The sequence below is a fragment of the Sabulibacter ruber genome (assembly GCF_017355955.1).
GTDB lineage: Bacteria > Bacteroidota > Bacteroidia > Cytophagales > Hymenobacteraceae > Nibribacter > Nibribacter ruber_A.
In genome coordinates, this window is record NZ_JAFFID010000005.1 from 389,016 (window position 1) to 410,817 (window position 21,802).

Genomic DNA, 21,802 nt, shown 5'->3' on the forward strand with positions numbered 1-21,802 from the left:
TATTTATGTGCTACCATTTTTTGGTAAGTGGCTGCAGTTCTGTTGAATTTACCTTTAGGTATGCGCGTAAGCTGTATAAGATTTCATCTGAGACTACGGTATAAAAGTTTTCATTTCTTTGAATAAATCTTAAAGAATATCTATATTTCATTTAAAATCACAAGTTTCATTTTAATCAAACACATGAAAAAATTATTACTCTTGTTTTCTCTTTTGCTGAGCGTGCTAAGTTTTAGTGCGTTTGCGCAAAGTAGAACCATTTCGGGAAGAGTGACCTCTGCCTCAGATGGAACCGCACTTCCTGGTGTAAGTGTGGTAGTGAAAGGGACAACTACCGGGGCTAGTACAGACGCTAATGGTCGCTATGAATTGAGCGTAAGCGGTACACCTACGCTCGTGTTTTCATTTGTAGGATTTCTCAACAGAGAAGTACAGGTAGGTACTAGTTCAACTATTGATGTGCAGCTATCTGAAGATGCCAAAGCAATCAGTGAAGTAGTGGTAGTTGGATACGGAACCCAGGAATCCAGAGATTTGATTGGTTCTATTGCCAGTGTAAAAGGGGAAGAAATTGCTGATATCCCTACTCCAAGCATTGAATCTGCTATTCAGGGCCGTGTGGCTGGGGTGCAGATTACCTCTGGGAGTGGTAAGGTAGGACAAGGCATCAAAGTGCGTGTGCGCGGGTCTTCTTCTGTTACTGCCAGCAACCAGCCTCTTTATGTAGTAGACGGTATTCCAATTACATCTGAAAGCCAAGGTATTTCAAACAACGAGCCAACTAACCCATTAGCAGATCTTAACCCTAATGACATTGAGTCAATTGAGATCCTGAAAGATGCCGCCTCAGCTGCAATTTATGGTTCAAGAGCTTCCAATGGGGTTGTCATTATCACGACCAAGAGGGGTAGAGCTGGAAAAACCGCCTTTGATTTTGGGTATACCAATGGCTTCAGTAAACCTACCAACAAGGTAGAATTCATGAACAGCTCTGAGTACCTGGAACTCTTCAATGAATCAATGGCCAACTCTGGATATGCTGCATTCCTGATTGATGTAGGCTTCTTCGATAATCTGGATCAGGTGAAAGATTACTTCATGCCAGATTGGCGAAATCCTGCCAACTCTAACTGGCAGGATGAGGTGTTCCGGACGGGCGCTTACCAGCAATATGATCTGACTGCGAGTGGGGGAACCGATAAAACCCGTTTCTACGTAGGCGGTTCTTATACAGATCAGGACGGTATTTTGAAAGGGAACTCCTTTGAGCGGATGAGTGCCCGCTTAAACATTGACCACAATGCTACCGACAAACTAAAACTGGGTGCAAACTTCAGTCTGGCTCGCACGGTAAATAACCGGGTGGCAGATGACAATGCCTTTGCAACGCCACTTCAGATTGTAGCGCTTCCTCCTATACAACCTATTATTGATCCTGAAACTGGGGAGTACAACACCAATACCGCTTATTACAACGGTTTGATTGAGATTAGAGACGCTTTCAGAAAATCGGTATCATACCGCAATCTGAGCACCTTATACGCCAGTTATACCATCATTCCTGGCCTTACTTTTAGAAGCGAATTGGGTCTTGACCTGCTAAACCAGGATGAAAACACTTACCAAGGCCGTGAAACGCAGGATGGTGCTCCTGAAGGAGCCGCAGAAAGCCGTTCTGTTACCGTTGTGAATTATACCACCAACAACTTCTTGAATTATAACAAGCGTTTTGGTGAGATTCATGATATAGATGCAGTGCTAGGGATGAGTTTCCAGAAATCCAGCACAGAATCAAATTATGTATCGGGTATTGGTTTCCCAAGTGATGAATTCACCCGTATTGCCAATGCCGCAGAGATAAACTTTGGTTCATCTGAAGGAACCGAGTATTCTTTGCTTTCCTACTTTACCCGCGTTAACTATAAATTACTGGATAAGTACCTCCTGACGTTCAGCGGACGGGTAGACGGTTCTTCCAGATTTGGTGCGAACAACCAATACGGCTTCTTCCCGGCAGTTGGTGCTGGCTGGATTCTTTCTGAGGAGGCTTTCCTGAAAGATGTAGAGTTCCTAAGCTTATTGAAACTAAGAGCTAGCTATGGTTTGACGGGTAATGACCAGATCGGGAACTTTGATGCAAGAGGTTTGTATTCTTCAGGATCTTACGCAGGTGTACCAGGTACTTATCAGTCTTCTGTAGCAAACCCTGACCTGAAATGGGAATCAACTGCTCAGTTAGATCTGGGAATAAGCTTTGGTTTGTTCAATAACCGCATTAATGGTAGCGTAGACTTATACCGCAAAAAGACTTCTGATCTTTTGTTAAACGTGCAGGTACCTGCTACCAGTGGCTTCACTACAATTACTAGAAACGTTGGTAAACTGGAGAACAAAGGAATTGAAATTGCTTTGAACACTGATAACTTGACTGGTCCTTTCTCTTGGTCTACCAACTTTAATATTGGTTTCAATAGAAACAAAATCACAGACCTGCAAGGGCAAGTGATCTCGTCTGGTGCAATCAACAGAGCCATGGAAGGCGAACCTATCGGGGTATTCTATACAGTGAAATATGCCGGCGTAGATCCTAATAATGGAGATGCCTTGTACTACCTGAGAGCAGGTAGCGATGAAACCACAAATGATTACAGCGCGGCAGAGCAGCAGGTAGTAGGTAATCCTAATCCTGATTTTACCGGTGGTTTAAACAACTCCTTTTCTTTCAAAGGCTTTGACCTATCTGTATTATTACAATTCTCCTACGGGAATGAAATCTTCAACAATGCGGGTCGCTACCAATCTGCTAACATGGACTGGGTTGATAACCAAACAAGAGATCAGTTAGACAGATGGCAGAAACCAGGTGATATCACCAGAGTACCTCAGGCAAGATTTGGCGACTCTAACGGCACAGGCAATTCCTCACGTTGGATTTATGACGGATCTTATTTAAGAGGTAAGACCCTGACTTTAGGTTATACCCTTCCTTCAGGTTTTGTGAGCAGATATCACTTAACCAGAGTGAGAGTGTATGCATCTGCTCAGAACTTCTTCACTGTCACAGATTATCCAGGATGGGACCCAGAAGTTGATACGCCTGGTTCAGGTCCAAGTGCTCAACGCCAGAACGTAGGGCTTGGAACAGACTTCTATACTACCCCACAAGCCAAGACTTTCTCCTTTGGGGTTAACATTGGCTTTTAATTAACCTTAGTTATTTAATTGAATTGAAGATGAACAGATTCAAATATATTTCCAGAGTAGTTCCCGCCTTGGGGTTTTGCCTTTTTCTAGGCACCAGTGGCTGTGACCAAGAACTCGATCTATCCCCTCAACAGTCTATAGATGCCAATGAAGCCCTGAGAACCTCTCAGGGAGTGGAAAGTGCCTTGATTGGCGCATATTCCATTCTTCAAAGTGGATCGCTGTACGGTGGAGATTTGAACTTAACCAGTGAATTGCTGGGTGGAACACCTAGCACCATTTCTTGGGCCGGTTCCTTTGCTACGTATCGTCAGATATCGCAAAGAAGTATTACCGCTGAAAATGGTATAGTGACCGGTACTTGGATTACAGCTTATCAAGCCATTAATGCCGTTAACAACGTGATTAACGCAATAAATGTGGTGGATGAAGCTAGGAGAGAACGAGTATTAGGTGAAGCCCACTTTATCAGAGGCATCATGTACTTTGAATTGGTGCGCCTGTTTGGTTTACCATATGAACCGGGCCAAACTAATTCGCAGTTAGGGGTTCCAATTGTTCTTACACCTACTACTATTATCACCGATGAGAATAAGGTGTCAAGAAATACGGTTGAGGAAGTGTATGCACAAGCTATAGCAGACCTTACACAAGCCAAGAACTTGTTGCCAGAAAGTAACGGCTCCCGGGCAGATACTTATGCAGCAAGTGCTTTCCTTGCCAGGGTGTATTTGCAGCAGGCAGGTGCCGGAAACAACGCGGCTGCTAACCAATTCTTAACGAAAGCAGCGGAAGAAGCCGATAGAGTAATTAGTGAAGGTGGCTTTAGCTTAGTGCCTGAGTACGAGAATGAGTTTAACAATAGCCAAAATACCAGTGAAGATATCTTTGCCATTCAGCAGACAGTGCAAAGCAATGCTGGTAGTGCTAATGCAGGTTTGGCTACGTTCTACTCAGCCAATGAACGGGCCGAAATTGAGATCTCTCCTTCCTTTGTGGCTTCCTTTGAGCCTGGAGATGAGCGTGCAGATGTTTACTTCCTATCAGAAGATGACATCTTGTTCAACCACAAGTACGAGGACTATGCTGCCAATATACCAGTAGTTAGATTGGCCGAAATGTACCTGATCAGAGCAGAAGCGAATCAGCGTCTTGGTGGTGCTCCTATTGGTGGGGTTACTCCAGTGGAAGATATCAACACAATCCGTGAGCGGGCAGACCTTGATCCAGTTGCTTCGGTTACTTTGGACGATATCTTAAGAGAGCGTTCATTTGAATTGGCCTTTGAAGGACAAGCACTTCATGATGCTAAACGATTAAGAAGAAATGTGGCTAACCAGGCTTACAATTCTCCTCGTTTGGTACTGCCAATCCCACTGCGTGAAATTAATGCTAACAGCAACCTGGTACAAAATCCTGGTTATACAGGTTAATCATTGAACCTGGTTGAATAAAAAAGAGGCGCTATTTAGCGCCTCTTTTTGTATATGATCTATTAAGATTTCAAATGCAATAATTCTTATTCTTGAGTACAGCCATCAGGATACTGCAGGCAGCAATAACGAACTATCCCCATAGCTCAGGAAACGGTATCCGTTTGCCAAGGCATGCTTGTATACTTTCTGCCAGGAAGGGCCTATCATGGCTGCTACCAGTAACAACAAGGTGCTTTGCGGCTGGTGGAAGTTAGTGACCAACCCAGTACAAACTTTAAACTGATAGCCGGGGGCAATGAGGATGCGGGTAGTGGCCTGTAAATGGGTGAGTTTATGACTATCCAGGTGGTACAGGAGTGCTTCTAAAGCTTCTTGTAAGGATAAGGTAGTACGCACATCGTAAGGGAACCACTGCGGCACGAATAACTCGTCGCCTTCTAAAGGAAGAAGGCCTAAGGAAAGTCCGGCTCCTAGCCAGTACAGGCTTTCCAGCGTACGCATGGAGGTAGTACCTACGGCAATCACGGGTTTGCCGCCATGGTGCAGAAGCTGCTCTATGAAGGCCCTGCTCACCGATAGCTGTTCCCCGTGCATGTAGTGGTATTCCATCAGCTCCGCTTTCACGGGTTTGAACGTTCCTGCGCCTACATGAAGCGTGACAAAGCCCTGCTGATGTCCTTGGGCGGTTAGTTGTTTGAGCACCTCGGGGGTGAAATGCAGACCTGCGGTTGGAGCCGCTACCGCACCTGCTTCAGAAGCGTAAACGGTCTGGTACCGATCCTGGTCTTCTTGTTCGGCATCCCGGTTCATGTAGGGAGGCAGCGGCAGCATGCCGGCCAGTTCCAAAATCTCGGCAAAGGTTTTCTCGCCCGGCGACCAGGTAAAGTGAATGGCAAAACCCTCCTCGGCGGGCGCAAGGCGCTCGGCCCAGAGAGAACCATCTTCGGGGTAGGGGCCCAAAGGCATCTCCAACCTTCCATCGCGCCAGCGTTTGTTGTTGCCCACCAGACACTTCCAGATCACGGAGTAGGTCTGCTGCATGGCCAGTTGGACCTCACGGATGGGTTCCAGGGGCTCAAGGCAGAAAAGCTCAATAACACCACCCGTTGCTTTTTGAAAACGCAGACGCGCCTGAACTACTTTGGTATCGTTGAAAACAAGGAGTGACTGCGGCGGTAATGCCGTAGGCAGATCTCTGAATTGGGCATCTGAAATTCTATTATTCTTATACAGCAGAAGCTTGGACTGGTCTCGGTTCTCCAGCGGGAACTGAGCTATTCTGTCTTCAGGCAAATCGTAGGTATAGTCTAAAATAGAAATTTGACGCGGGTGAGGTGTAGGCATGTAAGTCAATCAGAAATAGTAAGGCAAAGGTATAAATACGAATCAATCATCTGCCACACTTATGTAAATATTCCTTCTTTCTCATTGTAAATAAAATTTTTAAAAAAGTAAGAGAGAATGTAGAAGGAATGAACTAGGATCTTTTCAAGAAAGAAGAGCATAAAGAATACTCTGTTTTTCTAAGCTTGTGTGCTTTTTCCAGACTAGCCTATCTCAGAGTTTCAAAAGCTTTTATCCCTAAGGCGAAGGGTACAGCACCTCTGATAGAAATCTCCGTTTTAGGGCTGATTTCGGCAAAACAGCGCTAAAACGGAGATTTTCATGCACCAGGCTTATGCCTTGGAATCAAGGGGAGCGATTTCTTCGTCTTGCTCCAAATCACTCAGTTCCAGCTCCAAGGCATTTACCGAGATCTGGATTTCCCATAAGGAAAGCGCCATGGAAATCATCAATAAGATGAGACTCAGGCCGAAGATGATGGTGCCCGCTGTTTGCCAGCCCGCGTAAATCATGAACATGCAGAGCACGCAGGAGAACATACTGGCAATGCCAAAGGCCTGCATGTTCCGGATCAGGAAAAGGCGCGTTCTCAGGTTCTGGATCTGCCCGTACACCAGGTGGCTGTGGGTGGTTTTGTACACAGATTTTAAGTTCCTGATCAAGGAGGCCAGGGACAAAAAACGGTTGGTGAACGCCAGCAGCAACAGCGAAAGCGCCGGAAACAAAAGGGCAGGGGTTGTCAGCGTAACTTCCATGGCAGGAACTTAACAGGTGAACCGAGGAAGATCTGGTTTAGGCTTCGGGTGAATCATCTTCGTCGTCCTGAAACTCCAGGTCCTCGGCCAGGTCCAGGGCTCTTTCTATGATGTCATCGGTTTCCTCTTTAGAAGAAGCGTTAAGGGTTTCCTCAAACAAGGCCAGCACCTGCTCGGCATCGGCGTTCACGTAAAGATCAGTGTAGAGCTCCTCAAACAGGTGTGCTTTCTTCTGAATGATCTGGTCAATGGCTTGTACAGATTGGGCCTGGAGCGCATCCTGCATCAGATTGCGGAGCTGGGCACTTTCTTCGTCTCCGCCCAGATCGGTGAGGAGTTGCAGCAGCGTAATGCCCAGGCCTAGTCTCAGGCGTTCAAACCTGAAACTTACTTCTTCCTGGCTTTTCCTGCCTGGGCGTGCTTCTTTCAGGGCTTTCTCCAGGTCATAGTAAAGCGGCGTAATCTGGGCACTCAGGCTGGTTTCTGCAGAACCAAATACCTGTTGTATCAATTCTTGGTACAGGGTGTCATTCATAGTCTCAAGAAAAAAGGTTGGCTTCTCTCAGGCTCCATAGCAGGGGAAACCAACGCGGTTTGGGGCAAATTTCTCAAAAACAGCCCGAAATCAAAACCGGACCATCAGGCCTTGCCTACCCAAATAAACCGGAAAAACCTTAACAGGGTTGCTCTGAGATTTTCTGTACCCCTTTTTCTTGCCCTAGGGCCACTTTATCCAAAGGGTTCTCCAGTATCACTTTAGCGTAATCTGGCGCTTTTTCTGGGGTAAAAAGAAGTCATTTTCGCGCCTTTAAATCCACATAAATTACTGCCGCAGAACCCTCTGATATTATGTAAAATTTTATAACTTACTTGGACTGAACGGGCTTTCTATGGGAAAAATGTTGCATATAATGCCATTTTTTAGATGCTTTTTGCTGATTGTCTTATTTTCTTCACTTGTAATGCCAGCCCTTACGGTGGCACAGGCTTTACCCGTGGAAGAAGATGAGCTGAAGTTCAAGCATGGCCGGAAGAAAGTGAAAATTCCATTTCAGCTGATCCATAACCTGGTGGTAATTCCGGTGCAGATCAACAATTCCAAGCCGCTGAACTTTGTGGTAGATACCGGGGTAGACCGCACCCTTCTGATGGAGATAGGGCAGTTTGACACCGTTTCGCTGAACAACGTGGAAAACCTCTACCTGAAAGGATTGGGGAAGGGAGCCGGTATTCAGGCCATCCTTTCGTCTGGTAACCGCATGCAATTTGCCGGGGTGGAAGCCAACAACCAGAAGGTGCTGCTGCTGGAGGAGAATATCTTTGACCTTTCCGGCCGCTTGGGGATTGAGGTAAACGGAATCATAGGCTACCCGCTGTTCAAAGCCTTTGTGGTGGAAATTGACTACCAACACAAAATCATGACGCTTTACAAGCCAGGAACTTATCCTGAGAAGAAGCGGCAGAAAAGCTCTGTGGTTCCCCTGATCATTGAAGGCTCCAAACCCTATGTAGAAGTGCAGGTGGAGTTCCCCGATGGCAAAAGATATCCCTTGCGCCTGATTGTAGACAGCGGTATGAGTACCTGCGTGCTTTTGTATCCGCCTACCTTGCCGGGGGCTAAGATTCCGGAGAAACGGGTGAAAGCATTTCTGGGCAGGGGACTGAACGGCGATATCCATGGCGAGATTGCCCGCGTGGAAACCCTGGAGTTGGGTGAGTTCAAGATGAAAAAACCACCGGCTTCATTCCCGGATACCATGTCTATCAGATATGCGTTGGGTTTGAATAACCGCCACGGAAACCTGGGAGCCGATGTGCTGCAGCGGTTTAAGGTGGTGTTTGATTACGGAAACGCCCAGATGCTCTTGAAACCAAACCACCGGTACAAGAAGCCTTTCTACTACAACCTGAGTGGCTTGGAGCTCTACAGCCCAATTCCGGGCCTTAATTTCTACACCATTGCGCAGGTGCTCCCTGATTCTCCGGCCGAAAAAGCGGGCCTGGAACCCGGCGATGCCCTCATCAGCATCAATGGAGTGAAGTGCATTGACAAAACGTACGGCGAGATCCTGGACCTGTTCCAGAATTATCCCGGCCGAAGGCTCCAACTGAAAGTAAGCCGCAGATACAAGTCGTTTGACACCATCCTCCACCTGAAAGACCTGATTTAAAAAGCTGTTTCGGGCCTGTTTTGCTGAAAAGAGGCCCGAAACAGCCTCTATTATTTAGGATTCACAAACTGGTAAATGGCAGAGAAGTCTTCCTCGGCTAAGCCGGCTTGCTTGGCTTGGGCAAAAAGTTCTTTCACCGTGGCCAGGGTAGGCAGGGCCACCCCTTGCTCATAAGCGGTAACGCTGGCTAAATGCAGGTCTTTGTGCATCCACTCCAGCGGGAACTCTGCGGAGAAATCGCGGTTCAGGATTTTCTGTTCTTTCAGCTTGAGGAAAGGCGCGCCACCCGGACCGTTCATCAGGGTCTGGCATAGTACTTCCTCGGTAATGCCTAAGGCTGTTCCCAGGCGCAACGCTTCTGAGAAAGCTGCCATAATCTGCCCGAACAGCATGTTGTTCACCATCTTCATGCTGGCGCCTTGCCCGTGCGGGCCAATGTGCAATACCGCCCGGCCCATCACATCCAGCATAGGGCGTACTTCCTCCAGGTCTTTAGCCTCGCCGCCTACCAGGAAAACCAATTGGCCGGTTTCGGCGGGAATCAAAGAGCCAGAAACGGGCGCATCCAGAAAGCGATGTCCCATTTTGAGCGCTACCTGCGCCATGCGCTTGGTGAAAGACGGGTTTACGGTGCTGCAGTCAACCCAAAGCGAGTTGCCGGGCAGTTCTTTCAGGAAACCGTCTTTGCCCAAGGCTACTTCTTCCACAGATTCTGGGGTGGCCAGCATGGTGAATACCACGCGGCATTGTCTGCCCACTTCCTCCGGGGTGTTGGCCAGGGTGGCTCCGTTGGAGACGAGTTGTTCTGCTTTTTCTTTGGTGCGGTTGTACACCACCAAGTCATGGCCGGCTTTCTGCAGGTTGGCCGCCATGCGGCTTCCCATAATGCCCAGCCCTATAAATCCTACTTTCATCTGTTTCTCTTTTAGTGAAGCACGAAAGTAAGGATTTACGCACCGCGCGAACAAGTGGCGGCCTCAGAATCGGTTTTCGCCTCATTTTCCGGGAAACAAGGGAAAACGGATTCAAGGTGATTCAAGGAAACCTGAACAGGAACGTAGAGCCTTCGCCCAGCGTAGATTGCACCGATAAATCTATGTGGTGGAACGTGGCAATGGTGCGCACAATGGTTAAACCCAAGCCGTGGCTTTCTCCGTCTGGGGCGTGGAGCCGTTTAAACCGGCTGAAAATGTGAGGCAATTGCTCCTGGGCAATGCCAACGCCAGTATCTATGATGGCAAGCTCATAACCTTTGGCCAAGGGCTGACCTTTAAGGGTGATAGTACCCTCGGGCTTGTTGTATTTAATGGCGTTGTTCACCACGTTAAACAGCATGGTGAACAGCAAACTCTGGTTGGCTTTGGTCAGGGTGTAATCGCCGGTTAACTCCACCTTAAGGCATACCTCGCGGGCTTCGGCGCGTTCTTTTATTTCTTCGGCAACTTCCTCGGCCAGGTGCACAATGTCCACCGATTCATTGCGGAGATACTGCTCGTTCTCAATGCGCGAAACCAGCAGCAACGACTGGATGATGTTCTTCAGGCGGTGCAGCGTACGCAGGTTATCTACCAGTTTCTCCAGTTGGCTGTCCGGCGTTTCGGGGTCAGAAAGGAGGTTCTCCAGACGGGTTTGCAGAATGGATACGGGCGTAAGCAGCTCATGCGATACGTTGCCAATAAACTCTTTCTCTTTCTGGAAAGCCTCCTGAATCTGCCCCATCATCTGGTTGATGGTGTTGTTGAGGTACCGGAAATCATCGGTGGAGGTGTTGAGTTCTTTGGGCGTAAAGGCGCTGGGGTGCTCCACCCGTTGCAACCGCTTAATGATAAGCGTAAGCGGGCGCAGCAGGATTTTGCTGAAAGCCAGATCGGTGAAGACGGTAAGCAGCACCACGGCTGCCAGAAAGTACAGCGCGTAAGTTTGCAGGGTATTGCTGTTGTTTTCAATGGCCGCCAAAGACCGACCAATTTCCAGCAGATACCGTTTTTCGCCCAGATCAAAAGTGGAGGAAAGCACCCGGTAGTTCACAATCTCGTTGTCTACCTTGCGGAGGCTGTTCTCTATATTGTTGACCACCCGGTCTGAGGAGATTTCCTCCAGAGAGATAAACTCCTCCCGGAACAGGTTGTAGCTACCGTAAGCGTCACCCTCAGTGATGAAAGACTCAATGCCCTGTTTTTCAATGATCTGGTACATCCTTTCTTCCTTCTGCATGAGGCGCGCATCGGTGTTGAGCAAAGCTACCTTGTGCACAATGGTAGGCAAGCCTAACACCAGCAGAAGCAGAATAATGACCTTAGAGGCCGCACTAAAGAGGGCTAGTTTTGTTTGAAGCCGCATTAAGTGAATGTGCTGATTTTATAAGGTGCAATTGTGTAAATAAATCCGGCTATAAGCAGATTGGAAGGTGTTTTTACAAGTTGTCCTGCTTAAGCAAAATCATTAAAAATTAGTTTCTGACTTATTTTGATCAAAACTGGCCAGAAACGCCAAACCTCCAACCTTGGCCTCTCCCAACTTTCGAAAGAAAAAGCCCCTTAAACTGTTAACCGATAGCCCACTCCGCGTACGGTCTCCAGCCAATCGGTGGAGGCGTGGGTGGAGAGTTTCTTGCGCAGGTTTTTGATGTGCACATCAATGTAGTTGGAATCATAATCGTCTTCCAGGATATTGCCCCAAATGTGCTCAGTGAGCTGCAGGCGTGTCAAAATGCGGTTCTTGTGCAGCAACAGGTAATGCAGGATATCGAACTCCTTTTTGGTGAGTACAATCTCCTGCGATCCATAAGTAACCCGGCGGGCGCTGCTGTCTATCTCAAACCCGTGGAAGGCAACGGAAGATGATTTGAGTTTGAACTTGCGGCGCAACACGGCCTGCATGCGGGCCTGCAGCTCCAGCAAAGAAAAAGGTTTGGCTAAGTAATCATCGGCGCCCAGGCCCAGTCCTTTGATGCGGTCTTCCAGGGCACCACGGGCGGTTAGGATGATGATGGCCGGGTCATGGTCTACCTCTTTTATTTCCTTGAGCAGATCCATGCCTTCGTAATCGGGCAGGCCCAGGTCTAATAAGATGAAATCATACCGGTTCACGGCTATTTTCTCGGAGGCTTCGCGCCCGTTTGAGGCCCAATCACAGAGGTAGTGTTCCTGGGCCAGGAAGTGCATCAATTCAGTAGCCAGACCAGTTTCGTCTTCTACAATCAACGTGTGCATAGGGGAGTGGTTTGGTAGAGGTTAGAACGTGTAGCTTAGATTTAGGGAGGCGAAGGACTGCGCTTTGGACTCATCGCCCTCCAGTTTATTCACGGGCAAGGAAAACCGGTAAGCAGGCTCAATGTCAACGTTCCATAAGCTGAAAACCAGTGGCACCGTGATAGAATAATTCAAGACCCTGAAACGCTTGGTAGTGCTGGTGGTAGTTGTGGTGGTGGTGCCGTTTCCGTTCCCTTTGCCATTTCCATTGCCCTTCCCGTTGCCATTGGGGTTGAGGGGATCTAAGATGGTTTCCACGGGGTTTTTCTTCTTCTGGGTGACCACAGTATGGGTCTCGGAGAACTCCTGGGTACCCGCAATGATGGTGAACTTAGGGTCAATGCCTACCGGATTCTTGCCCTTCCAGAGTTTTTCCAGCCCAATGTAACGTGAGTTGTCCAGCACGGTAAACACATCACTGCTGCCACCAAAAATGTAACTAGTTGAAAGCCCCGTGAGCAGATAGCCCCAATCCAGTTGTCCGGCCACGGTGGCGGCGTTAGAGGTCACAGATTTCACCAGAGGCGTGTTGGGCCCGAAGAAAAAGTGGGAGTAGCTCACCGACCCATCGAACCGCTCCCCAAGCTTGAATGCGTAGCCCGCAGTAACATCGGTTTCGTCTATGAAGTCCTCGGTGTTGAACAACTGGTAAGACATGGCCGAGATGAACAGCCCCGAGGTGTGGGTATAGGTCAACGATGCCGCCACGTACGGATATTGGGTAGCCGTATTCCGCCCGAAGAAGGAGGCATTGTTGGCGGTTTCCAGGCCTACCGTCCACCAGCCTTTTTTAGAAGCGGTGTCCTGGGCTGCTGTGGCAGAGGGCTCGGTTCCAGCGGGTGATTTTGCTTCGGCAAATGCCGGAAAAGCCACAATTGATCCGAAAAGCAAACAGAATCCAAGTAGTTTTTTCATCTGAGTCAATGATACGTTAGTAAGGGTACAGAAAGCCCCGGCTTTAAAGCCAGAAGTACGTGGTACCAGAAGGTACCGGATTCAGGCTGCGCCGATGACTTAGTTTTTGCCAACCTTTAGGCGGCCCACGCCAACTTTCACGGGTTTAACGGCCTTGGCGGCTTTGGTCACATTGCCCGCTGATTTGACGGCATTGCCTACGGCGCCTCTTCCCGGCCGGGCGGCGCTTCTTGGCCTACCCGCTGAGCTGCGGGCGGTTTCCACGGCGTTTACCTCAGCATTGCCAGAAACTTTCTCGGGTTTCTCCTGGCGTTTGGCGGTGGCAACCTCTTTCACCTTTTGGGAGGTGGTTTCTTGCTGATCGGGCTTGCCTTTCTGTTTCTGGGCTTTTTTGGGTTTCTCCTGACCCAGCGCCTCAGAGCTCACCACTTCGGCAGGGTTTAACCCGGCGGTTTCAGTTGTAGCCTGAGATGCTGCAGGGGAAGCCGCAGCCGCAGCAGACCCAGCATCAATTCCTGTGGTTGCTTTAACCAAAGGCTCGTTTATGACTTCCTTTGCCAAAACCTTGGCCGAAAGCGGCTGCACAGAAGTAATAGCGACCGAAAAGAAAAGAGCCGCCAGAAAAGTATTTAATTTCATAGAAGTAAAGCGCATCAGGCAATTACAATCCAAAGCTACTGCTGAAAGCTGAAGAGAAGATGAAAATATTAGAATCTTCTTAATTTTCTACGGTAGTCTTTGGGTGGAGTGTGATTTTTGGCTGTTTTCGCAAAAAAAGGTGAAAAACTGCTTTAGTAGTAAGACGTTTGGTTACCGGTTGGTTCCAGACACTATGGGAAGTTGTAATCTTTGTTTACTTACCCCAAAGGCAGGAGCTGAGGTGGCCAGCAGCCAATTCATGATAAAGCAGACGCTGATAATAAATTTCATAGTGGTTTTGTGTTAAGGAAGGTGAGTGAAGTAGCCGCCTCTGCTTAGCAGAGACGGCAAGTAGTTTATAGTCTTATTTGCCACCCACTTTTAGGTTGGCACCGGCGTTCACTTTTACCGGTCTTATTCCTTTGGTTGAAAGGCCGGTGGTGACTTTGGTTTTGCGGGCGGCAGAAGCGTTGGCTTTCACGGTTGCGCCTGATTGGGTTTGCACCCGGCCGGCTCTGGCTTTGCGTTTCTCAGAAGCAGCCTCTTTTACCAATTGGCCTTTCTCTTTGCCCGTCTCTACGGTGCTCTTGGCTACGGCGCTTACTCTTTCGCCATGCGATTCTAATTCAGGTTTTGACGCTTCCAGGTCGGCATCGGCTTTAACCTTTGCCTCGGCTCTGGTTTGAGCGGCGGCTTCCTTGAGTTCTCTTTTCTTTTCCTTGGCTTGCTCTATCTCGGCTTTGGTTTTTACCTGGGCTTCTGCGCTTGTCTGGGCGGTAGCATCCTCGGCTTTCTGTTTCTGCGCCTTTACTTCTTCTTTCAGTTCTTCTTTGCGGGCTTTGGCAGCCTCTTTCTGCTCCTGTACCTGCGCCTTTTTGGCTTTGGCTACTTCGCTCACTGCTTCGCCTTTGGCAGATACATCGGTGGTAACATTGGCATTGAGGGTGCTGTGAGCAGCGGTGCTAACCGTTTGGCCGTGGTTGGCCTTTGCAGTGGTTTTCTGAGTACCCGTAGCAGTGGTAGTTTGGGCAAATGAAGCGGCAGACACTAACAGAGCGGCGATAACAAAAGTCAATTTTTTCATATTCCGGGTGGTTTTAAATGATTACTGCGTCAAAACTATCCTGTCAAGATGAAGAGAAGATGAAGAAACCGCTTCATGTAAATTTTTTTTCGAAATTTTTTCTGGTAAAGGGTGAAAAGCCTGTTTCTAGCTCATTTTGGCCGAAATGAATCAGAAATAGAGCCCCTGGTTTTTTTCTGTTCTGCAATGAAAGTGAAGAAAACTTCATCTTCAGTTCATGAAGAAGTAGTGGTGGATGTTGCGGGCTTGCCCTTTAATGTCCTATAGTGCGCTTCAACAGGATAGATGAAACGGAACGAAGAGAGGCAATAAAAAAGTAGTTGGCATGCCGTGTTGAGCTCATTCTGTTTTGAGGTTCCTTTTAAATAAACAGCCCTAAAACAGCAAGGCCGCTCTTGTTAGGAGCGGCCTTGCTGTTTTCTGAAGGAATAACCTGCTAGAGCACTTTTACCTTTATGTAAGAAGGTTGCTGGGCACTGTGGTACACGCGGTGGGTGGCTTTCTGGAAGTCTTCGGCTTTGGCCTGGTAGATGTTGGGCACAAACTTCTGCGGATTGCGGTCTACCAGCGGGAACCAGGTGCTTTGTACCTGTACCATGATGCGGTGGCCTTTTTTGAAGGTGTGCAGCACATCCTGCAACGGTACATTCACGGCCGTTACCTGGTTAGGGGTAAAGGCCTCGGGTTTCTCGTAGCTGTTCCGGAAACGGCCCCTTAACACCTCGCTGCGCACCATTTGCTGGTACCCGCCCATTTTCACGGTGGATGGGTTATGAGCATTCTGGCGGGCGGTGTCTGGGTGCACGTCTATCAGTTTCACTACCCAATCGGCGTCTGAGCCGGTGGTAGACACGTTGAGCGTACTCAGGATCTCGCCGGCCAGGGTGATGTCCTCGGTCAGCACATCGGTTTGGTAGGTCAGCACATCGGGGCGACGGCTGGCGAAACGCTGGTCATCGGTCATGTACTCGCGGGTCATGCCCACGGTGGTCTCCTCAGAGAACGGCACGGGTTTGTTGGGATCGCTGATGAACTCGTCAAAGCCGGTTCCGGTGGGTTTCTCAAAGCTGAGTTTTCCGTTTTCCCCGAAGTACAGCATGCGCTCCTGCGTATTTTTTGGTGGCCAGGCCGCAAACTCACGCCACTGGTTAGCACCCGTGTTGAACATGTAGGCCTCAGGGAGTTTTGGTTTGCCTTTGCTGTTTTCTTTCAGGTAGTGGCGGAAGAACCTGGCTTCAATGTTAGGCCGGTAGAACTCAGAAGTGTTCTGGCGGAAAGAGACTTTGCCCAGGTTTTCGCCCGTAGAACGCGCCCAGCCGCCGTGGAACCACGGACCCATCACCAGGGTGTTGTAGGTTTTCGGGTTGTTTTTCTCAATGGTTTTGTAGGTTTCCAGCGCCCCGAACAGGTTCTCGGCATCAAACCAGCCACCTACCACCATTACCGCCGGTTTAATGTTTTTCAGGTGCGGACGGATGTTCATGGCTTGCCAGAAAGAATCATAGTTGGGATGTTCCATCATCTGGTTCCAGAAAGCCACATTGTTCTTAAAGTACAGCGCGTTGGCGTTGCTCAACGGGCCCATGCGCAGGAAGAAGTCATAACCGTCTGGCGTACCGTGGTTGAACCGGGGCGCACCAGTAGGCGAAGGCTGTGGCCGCGGTTGCCCAAAACTGGCCAGGAAGTTAAAAGCGTGCGGCAGGAAAAACGCGCCGTGGTGGTGGAAATCGTCCCAGAACCAATCGGTGACCGGGGCCTGCGGCGAGGCGGCTTTCAGGGCTGGGTGGTTGCTCAACAGACCCACGGTGGTGTAGTAACCAGGGTAGGAGATACCCCACTGTCCCACGCGGCCGTTGTTATTGGGCACGTTTTTCACCAGCCAGGCAATGGCGTCATAGGAATCGGTGCTTTCGTCCACGTCTTTTTTGCCTTTCTGGGCAATGATGGGCTTCATGTTGATGAACTCACCCTCGCTCATGAACTTGCCGCGCACATCCTGGTAGGCAAAAATGTAGCCTTCGCGGAGCATGTCTGAAGACGGCCCGATGCTGGTTTTGTATTTATCCTCGCCGTACGGCCCCACCGAGTAAGGCGTGCGGTTGAGCATGATAGGGTACTTCTGGCTTTTGTTTTTGGGCGCGTACACAATGGTGTAAAGCTTCACGCCATCGCGCATGGGTACCTGGTGCTCGGTTTTGGTGTAGTTCTGCCGGATGTACGCCGAGTCAGAGAGGGTCTGGGCAGTGGCAGTCAGCGAAGTCCAGAACAGGACCAGCAGCAGCCACTGCCAACGGATTGATTTCATATGCGGTTTGTTTGAATAGGTTGGAGCGGGAAATTAGCCATTTCCCGCTCAGAGGCCAAATTCAAATAAGCCAAGGTATTAGAAACCAGCCCCCACTACTGCCTTACCTGACTCTTTTTGCTCCACCGCTACCGGAGACATGGCCGGAACTGCTGGCTTCCTGGGCGCTAACCCAAACGGAACCCGAAGCCAGTTGACCGGCATGATCACGTACCTAACCAGAAGAAAGCATATGGCAAACGTACCGCCGGAAATCAGGGCGAATTTGGGGAAAATGGCCCAATCCAGATCACGCAGGTAAAATGCCAGCGCCACAATCACCGTCTGGTGCAGAATGTAAAACGGATACACCATCTCATTGGCCTGCGCCAGGTACTTCCCTTTAAAGCTAAGGTGCGTCATGGCAAACCCTAGAATGGTCATCAGCCAGAACCACCGGTTACAGGATTTGAGGACGAAGTACATTGCCTGCTGCGTTTGGGAAAGGTCCTCAAACTCCCGGTCATGCATAAAGAAAAGCAGCAAACTGAACGCAGAAACAGCCAAAACCAGATTTCCAAAGCGCACTTCCTTGATCTTCTGCTGTAGCTGGGGCAATTTCATGAGCAGAAACCCGAACAGGAACATGGTAATGTACAGGAAGTGATTGGCCCAGTCGTCTAGCAAGGCATTGGTAGCTGGAAACCTGTTGTTCAGCAACACTGCCCCTACAGAAAGCCACAAAGCCGGAGCCACCAGCAGCAACCAAAGTTTGCCGGCCGTTTCCTGGATCTGGGTCTTGCGGAGGTACAGTAGCACGGGCAACAGCAGCAGGCTATAACACAGCACGTACGCCAGATACCAGAGGTGGTGCCAGCTAAAGTTCCCCTCAGGATATGGTTCAAACTCGAAAATGGAAGGGAAGAACTGGAAGTAGTTGCCCTGAAAACCTTGGGTCAACCGTTCAAAGTACACCTGGGGCGGCACCACTACCAGCATCCCAATCACCAGGGGCAACAGAATCCTTTTCAGGCGGTCTTTGGTGAAGGTACCCGCCGGCCGATAGCCTAAGGCATAATACACGCCCACCCCCGATACCAGAAAGATAAGCGACATGCGCCACTGGCTCATGAACTGCATGGGCAGTTCCAGGGCTTCGCTGAGTTGATTGTTCTTGAGGTGCCACTCCCAGGCCACGAAGAACATACCCGTATGGTAGAAAATGAGGAGGCTAAACGCCAGCACCCGTAGCCAGTCAAATTCATACCGGCGTGTTTTGATGAGGTTTTCCATAGTCGTTTGTTTTTGAGCAAATGTGACCAGGAAAGGCTGAAAACGCGGAATTTGCCTATAAGTACGGAGTGCTATCTTATAAAGTAGTACTAAGCGGCTGGCCGTTTTTGCGGTATTGCCCGGGCGTTTGTCCGGTGGTTTTCTTAAAAGCGGCCATAAACGCAGACTTGGATAAATAGCCACTCAGCTCGGCTACTTCTTCCACTTTCAGGTGCGGCTGGTTCAACAAGATTGACTTTGCCTCTTCCACGCGCAACTCGGCCAGGTATTCAAAGAAACTTTTGCCCAGGCACTCGTTCAGGAGCTGGGAAAGGTAATGTGGCGTGGTGTGGAGCTGTTTGGCCAGGGCGGGTAACGAGGCCGAGGTTTGGGTGTAGAATCTGGCTTCCTCGGCGGCTTTCAGTTTCTCCAGGAGGGCATCTTTGGTTTCCTGGGTCATGGTAGATTTCTCGTACTTCACCAAAGACACTGTGTTTTCTTGCGCCACCGGCTGAAAAAAAGCGGCCCCGCTCAGCATTTTATAGGTGAAGTAGAAAAACTGGCCCGTGATAAAAACCGCCATAAAATGATCGCCCAGGTCTTCCTGGAACAGGAGCTTTACCGCTATGAACAGCCCCGTTATGCCAATGAAGAACCACAGAAGCAACTTAGCCCAGGCCTGGAACGGGGCCGGGGAAACCTGCGGTTGCTTCCGCATGAACACCACGGAAAAAACCACATACAAGGTGATGTGCGCCAGCGTGAGTTCATTGACCCATTCGGTAAGGTGGAGCGGATCAAAGTCAAATGAGGCGGCTTGGCGGGCAACGTTGGCCAGCTGATTAGGGAAGTAGGCATGCAGGTAGGCCTGGTATTTGAACGCCTCGGGCTGCAATAGAAACGGAATGTGGTATACCAGGTAAAACCCGAACGGAGCCAGATGCCACCATTGCCGCCTGGTCCAGGAACAGCCCGTAAAGCTTCTGAGCAGCAGATAGGTGAGCGGCCCTACCGCAAAATTGGTGGGCTCAGAAAAATCTACCAGCGCCAGCGTATGGAACATGAGGCCGGAGTAGCAAAGAAAGATCTCCAGCAACGCGCAAGACAGCAGAAACGTCCAGGCGGCTAACAGAAGCTGTAAAAACGGTTGTTGGTGAGGTCTTTTGGAAATGAAAAGGACGGACAGAAAGAAGCCCTGTACCGTTCCGGCCAGCAGAAGAGCCGCATACAAATCAAAGCGTAGAAACCCGTTTGCCATGAGTAAAGGTAGTGAAAGCGCGCAAAGCTTTCAATGCCTAAGATGAATTGAGGATTGTGGCAGTTTTCTGCCTGATTTCCTGAAAATAAGCTAAAAACTGCCGAGGGCAGAGTTCTGCCTTTGGGTTATGCCTTCACTGGCAAAAGGAAGAAGTTCGACTAAAACTGCAAAGCAATGTAGGGTTGTAAAAACACAAAAGCCCGGTGGTGCCGGGCTTTTGTGGGTAAGCTTGGTACAGGCTATTTACAGCTGTAATCAAAGACAGTTACGCTCTTTACTCCGTTCTGATTGGTTTTTTCTACTTTGGAAGGATATCCGCTTGCATTGTAGGTATAGACATTTGTGAAAGATGCCGCCTTGTCAACGTTGCCTGCTGCATCTTTTTTAACCTCTGTACGGGGATTGTTAGGGCTTGCCGGGCCAAACAGGGAGTGAAGGAGGCTGCCAGGGTTCACTTTATCATCATAGTCAGATTTCTCTGTGGTAGACACTAAGCTGTTCTGAGCGTTGTACTCCTTTACTACTGTTATATTTCCTTTCGCATCATAGTTGTACGTAGTGTACCCTCTTGGCATAGGTATAGTAGACGGTCCGGAGGATGGCCGGAAGTAAACACTGTTTGTAGCTTTCGTGATCTGATTATTGGTGTATTCATACTGCGTGGAGAGCATTCTTACCCCACCTTCCGCTGCTTCAGAAACGCTCATGGACGTTAGTTTCCCTTGCGTGTCGTAGGTATACACCACCTCGTTACTACTTCCTGAATAGGTTAGCTTACTAGGCTTCCCGGCCGGATTGTACACAATTGTGGCGGTTTGGGAGCCCGCGGTAAAGCTGGCGAGTTTATCTGCTGAGTAGGTTAGGTTAGTGATTTGCTGCCCTTCGGTTGCTTTGGTGAGGGAGCAAGTCTGAGCAATTGGTTTTGGATCTGTGTCTTTTTCATCTTCATCACAGGAAGTAGCCAAGAATAAGGCGCTGGCTAGAAAAAGAGCTATTCTATTGATTTTCATAAAGTGCTAAGGAATAGTGGATGGAAGAAGGCTTTATTGTGCCCACTGAGGTAAAGGGCAGGCACTACTTCTATTAAAGGTGGGTGTTTGGTAAAGGGAGCCCGACTGGTTTTTCCAGTAATTAGAGCATTGATTCTGTTTTGGAGCTGTTATAAGAAATCAAGCCCTTAAACAGAGATGTTGGCAAAAAGAAAGGCCCGTTTATTCAGGCCTTTCTTTGCTTTAGAGCATGTTGCTATTAGTTGCAGCTGTACTCAATGTTGGTTACCGTTACGGCTCCGTTCTGGGTTGTCTGCGTGGTTTTGGTGGCATACCCATTTTCATTGAACACGTAGGCATTAGAGTAAGAAAGGTTCTTGTTAACTGTTGCCCCATCTTTATGTACCGCTGTTAACACGTTGTTTACACCGGCCGGATTGATGCCTGGCATACCTATGAACATAGCTTCCAGGATTGCCATTGTGCTGGTTTTAGAGTCATAGGTGTACTCTACAGTGGCTTTCACTTCGTTTGACTCATCTTCTTCCGTCATCGGGTTGTCCATATACTCTCTCACCCGGGTAACATTACCCTTAGAATCATATTCATAAGTGGTGTGACCGAAAGGAACAACCATTGGCTCTCCGCCTTCTTCTTCTGATGGGAAAGCTAAAGCGCGGGTGGTTTTAGAGATACGGTTTCCGGTGTATTCAAATTCAGATACCATGGCGGCACCCATGAATTCTTCTGATTCTGAGGCGAAAACTGTCCCGATCAGTTTGCCTTGCTCATCATATACATATTCAAGGCTACCGTCGCCCTCTTCACCGGCGGAGAAAGTCAGTTTAGACAGTTTGCCCGCTTTATTTCCAGAGCTATGGTAACTAACTGCTACGGTTCCAAACTCCTCGTTAGAAAATGAACTGATTTTGTCGTTGTTGTACGTGATGGCTGTAACACCGTCCTCATCCGTTACTTTTACCGGTTTACAGGTTTTGTTTCCGGTAATTGGACCTGTTTCTTCATCGTCAGTACAAGAGCTGAATACCAATAATGAGCAAGCAAAAAACAAAGAAAATAACTTAGTTAATTTCATGGTGATAGTGGTTGGGTTAAGAATTAGTGAATAGTGAGTTTGCTTTAATTTGTTTCTAATACCTAGACATGAAGTCTCTATTTAACCCCTATTTAATTCTGGAA

17 protein-coding genes are annotated in these 21,802 nt (G+C 48.8%); 3 read left to right on the plus strand and 14 right to left on the minus strand.

Going from position 1 to position 21,802, the window contains the following annotated elements; all coding sequences use genetic code 11:
* The first annotated feature begins 183 nt into the window (after positions 1-183).
* Both JT719_RS21635 and JT719_RS21640 read left to right on the plus strand, forming a co-directional pair.
* Positions 184-3,204 carry a SusC/RagA family TonB-linked outer membrane protein gene (locus JT719_RS21635; protein ID WP_207435841.1) on the plus strand — a complete coding sequence of 1,007 codons (3,021 nt, stop codon included), beginning with the start codon at positions 184-186 and terminating at the stop codon, positions 3,202-3,204.
* Between the two features lie 29 nt (positions 3,205-3,233).
* On the plus strand, positions 3,234-4,637 hold the full coding sequence (locus JT719_RS21640; protein WP_207435842.1) for a RagB/SusD family nutrient uptake outer membrane protein: 1,404 nt from the start codon (positions 3,234-3,236) through the stop codon (positions 4,635-4,637).
* A gap of 105 nt (positions 4,638-4,742) precedes the next feature.
* On the opposite strand, the gene JT719_RS21645 is transcribed toward JT719_RS21640, so the two are convergent.
* From JT719_RS21645 to JT719_RS21655, 3 genes are all read right to left on the minus strand, one after another.
* Entirely contained in the window at positions 4,743-5,984 is a 1,242-nt protein-coding gene (locus JT719_RS21645; RefSeq protein ID WP_207435843.1) for an S-adenosylmethionine:tRNA ribosyltransferase-isomerase, read from the minus strand.
* 332 nt (positions 5,985-6,316) lie between these two features.
* Positions 6,317-6,739, minus strand: a complete 423-nt coding sequence (locus JT719_RS21650; protein WP_207435844.1) for a DUF2721 domain-containing protein — start codon at positions 6,737-6,739, stop codon at positions 6,317-6,319.
* A 37-nt stretch (positions 6,740-6,776) separates the two neighbouring features.
* Positions 6,777-7,274 carry a hypothetical protein gene (locus JT719_RS21655; RefSeq protein WP_207435845.1) on the minus strand — a complete coding sequence of 166 codons (498 nt, stop codon included), beginning with the start codon at positions 7,272-7,274 and terminating at the stop codon, positions 6,777-6,779.
* A gap of 427 nt (positions 7,275-7,701) precedes the next feature.
* On the opposite strand from JT719_RS21655, the gene JT719_RS21660 reads away from it, so the two are divergent.
* A complete protein-coding gene (locus tag JT719_RS21660; protein ID WP_207435846.1) occupies positions 7,702-8,910 on the plus strand; it encodes a retropepsin-like aspartic protease in 1,209 nt (402 codons plus the stop codon).
* Between the two features lie 50 nt (positions 8,911-8,960).
* On the opposite strand, the gene JT719_RS21665 is transcribed toward JT719_RS21660, so the two are convergent.
* From JT719_RS21665 to JT719_RS21715, 11 genes are all read right to left on the minus strand, one after another.
* Positions 8,961-9,824: an NAD(P)-dependent oxidoreductase gene (locus tag JT719_RS21665; RefSeq protein ID WP_207435847.1), complete on the minus strand. Its 864-nt coding sequence runs from the start codon at positions 9,822-9,824 to the stop codon at positions 8,961-8,963.
* 121 nt (positions 9,825-9,945) lie between these two features.
* Positions 9,946-11,250, minus strand: coding sequence for a sensor histidine kinase (locus tag JT719_RS21670; protein WP_207435848.1), 1,305 nt, complete (start codon positions 11,248-11,250; stop codon positions 9,946-9,948).
* 197 nt (positions 11,251-11,447) lie between these two features.
* The gene (locus JT719_RS21675; RefSeq protein WP_207435849.1) at positions 11,448-12,122 is read right to left on the minus strand and encodes a response regulator transcription factor; all 675 of its coding nucleotides are present in this window, start codon (positions 12,120-12,122) and stop codon (positions 11,448-11,450) included.
* Between the two features lie 21 nt (positions 12,123-12,143).
* Complete coding sequence (locus JT719_RS21680) at positions 12,144-13,076, minus strand: hypothetical protein (protein WP_207435850.1); 933 nt, start codon at positions 13,074-13,076, stop codon at positions 12,144-12,146.
* Between the two features lie 99 nt (positions 13,077-13,175).
* Positions 13,176-13,715: a hypothetical protein gene (locus tag JT719_RS21685; protein WP_207435851.1), complete on the minus strand. Its 540-nt coding sequence runs from the start codon at positions 13,713-13,715 to the stop codon at positions 13,176-13,178.
* 364 nt (positions 13,716-14,079) lie between these two features.
* A complete protein-coding gene (locus JT719_RS21690; protein ID WP_207435852.1) occupies positions 14,080-14,799 on the minus strand; it encodes a hypothetical protein in 720 nt (239 codons plus the stop codon).
* Between the two features lie 436 nt (positions 14,800-15,235).
* The gene (locus tag JT719_RS21695; protein ID WP_207435853.1) at positions 15,236-17,104 is read right to left on the minus strand and encodes a CocE/NonD family hydrolase; all 1,869 of its coding nucleotides are present in this window, start codon (positions 17,102-17,104) and stop codon (positions 15,236-15,238) included.
* Between the two features lie 78 nt (positions 17,105-17,182).
* Positions 17,183-18,376, minus strand: a complete 1,194-nt coding sequence (locus JT719_RS21700) for an acyltransferase family protein (RefSeq protein WP_207435854.1) — start codon at positions 18,374-18,376, stop codon at positions 17,183-17,185.
* 76 nt (positions 18,377-18,452) lie between these two features.
* Positions 18,453-19,613, minus strand: a complete 1,161-nt coding sequence (locus JT719_RS21705; protein WP_207435855.1) for a helix-turn-helix domain-containing protein — start codon at positions 19,611-19,613, stop codon at positions 18,453-18,455.
* A 239-nt stretch (positions 19,614-19,852) separates the two neighbouring features.
* Positions 19,853-20,623 (minus strand): hypothetical protein, encoded by a 771-nt coding sequence (locus tag JT719_RS21710; RefSeq protein ID WP_207435856.1) that lies wholly within the window; start codon positions 20,621-20,623, stop codon positions 19,853-19,855.
* Between the two features lie 238 nt (positions 20,624-20,861).
* Positions 20,862-21,698: a hypothetical protein gene (locus JT719_RS21715; RefSeq protein ID WP_207435857.1), complete on the minus strand. Its 837-nt coding sequence runs from the start codon at positions 21,696-21,698 to the stop codon at positions 20,862-20,864.
* Positions 21,699-21,802 lie beyond the last annotated feature (104 nt).

What these genes read in the sequence shown, in the direction of transcription:
- JT719_RS21635 (WP_207435841.1), top strand. Translation starts at nt 184, where the DNA reads ATGAAAAAATTATTACTCTTGTTTTCTCTTTTGCTGAGCGTGCTAAGT.
- JT719_RS21640 (WP_207435842.1), top strand. Translation starts at nt 3,234, where the DNA reads ATGAACAGATTCAAATATATTTCCAGAGTAGTTCCCGCCTTGGGGTTT.
- JT719_RS21645 (WP_207435843.1), bottom strand. Translation starts at nt 5,984, where the DNA reads ATGCCTACACCTCACCCGCGTCAAATTTCTATTTTAGACTATACCTAC.
- JT719_RS21650 (WP_207435844.1), bottom strand. Translation starts at nt 6,739, where the DNA reads ATGGAAGTTACGCTGACAACCCCTGCCCTTTTGTTTCCGGCGCTTTCG.
- JT719_RS21655 (WP_207435845.1), bottom strand. Translation starts at nt 7,274, where the DNA reads ATGAATGACACCCTGTACCAAGAATTGATACAACAGGTATTTGGTTCT.
- JT719_RS21660 (WP_207435846.1), top strand. Translation starts at nt 7,702, where the DNA reads ATGCCAGCCCTTACGGTGGCACAGGCTTTACCCGTGGAAGAAGATGAG.
- JT719_RS21665 (WP_207435847.1), bottom strand. Translation starts at nt 9,824, where the DNA reads ATGAAAGTAGGATTTATAGGGCTGGGCATTATGGGAAGCCGCATGGCG.
- JT719_RS21670 (WP_207435848.1), bottom strand. Translation starts at nt 11,250, where the DNA reads ATGCGGCTTCAAACAAAACTAGCCCTCTTTAGTGCGGCCTCTAAGGTC.
- JT719_RS21675 (WP_207435849.1), bottom strand. Translation starts at nt 12,122, where the DNA reads ATGCACACGTTGATTGTAGAAGACGAAACTGGTCTGGCTACTGAATTG.
- JT719_RS21680 (WP_207435850.1), bottom strand. Translation starts at nt 13,076, where the DNA reads ATGAAAAAACTACTTGGATTCTGTTTGCTTTTCGGATCAATTGTGGCT.
- JT719_RS21685 (WP_207435851.1), bottom strand. Translation starts at nt 13,715, where the DNA reads ATGAAATTAAATACTTTTCTGGCGGCTCTTTTCTTTTCGGTCGCTATT.
- JT719_RS21690 (WP_207435852.1), bottom strand. Translation starts at nt 14,799, where the DNA reads ATGAAAAAATTGACTTTTGTTATCGCCGCTCTGTTAGTGTCTGCCGCT.
- JT719_RS21695 (WP_207435853.1), bottom strand. Translation starts at nt 17,104, where the DNA reads ATGAAATCAATCCGTTGGCAGTGGCTGCTGCTGGTCCTGTTCTGGACT.
- JT719_RS21700 (WP_207435854.1), bottom strand. Translation starts at nt 18,376, where the DNA reads ATGGAAAACCTCATCAAAACACGCCGGTATGAATTTGACTGGCTACGG.
- JT719_RS21705 (WP_207435855.1), bottom strand. Translation starts at nt 19,613, where the DNA reads ATGGCAAACGGGTTTCTACGCTTTGATTTGTATGCGGCTCTTCTGCTG.
- JT719_RS21710 (WP_207435856.1), bottom strand. Translation starts at nt 20,623, where the DNA reads ATGAAAATCAATAGAATAGCTCTTTTTCTAGCCAGCGCCTTATTCTTG.
- JT719_RS21715 (WP_207435857.1), bottom strand. Translation starts at nt 21,698, where the DNA reads ATGAAATTAACTAAGTTATTTTCTTTGTTTTTTGCTTGCTCATTATTG.